Below are 374 nucleotides of genomic sequence, written 5' to 3'. Positions count from 1 at the left end.
AGCGCCCCGTTGACGGCGGGGTCGGGGGTGCCGCCGATTGGGCTGCCGGTGACCGGGGCGGCGTTGTTTGTGCTGGATGGCTGGTTGCGTCCGGTGCCGGCGGGGGTGGTCGGTGAACTCTATGTGGCCGGTTCCGGGGTCGGCGTCGGCTATCTGGGTCGGGCGGGGTTGACCGGGGCGCGGTTTGTGGCGTGTCCGTTCGGCGGGGTCGGCGCGCGGATGTATCGGACCGGGGATTTGGCCTGTTGGGGTGCCGATGGGCAGTTGCGCTATCTGGGCCGGGTTGACGAGCAGGTCAAGATTCGCGGGTATCGCATTGAGCTGGGTGAAATCCAAACGGCGTTAGGCGCTTTGGATGGTGTCGAGCAGGCGGT

At 67.9% G+C, this 374-nt stretch carries 1 protein-coding gene; it reads left to right on the top strand.

Features of this window, described 5'->3' with window-relative positions; all coding sequences use genetic code 11:
• The coding region (locus WU80_RS24895; protein WP_156349791.1) for an AMP-binding protein at positions 1–374 on the top strand (374 nt) is incomplete at both ends.

It is taken from the genome of Mycobacterium sp. UM_11, assembly GCF_001414075.1.
Classification (GTDB): domain Bacteria; phylum Actinomycetota; class Actinomycetes; order Mycobacteriales; family Mycobacteriaceae; genus Mycobacterium.
Note: the sequence above shows the minus strand (reverse complement) of the source record. Positions and strands in the feature narration are given on the sequence as shown.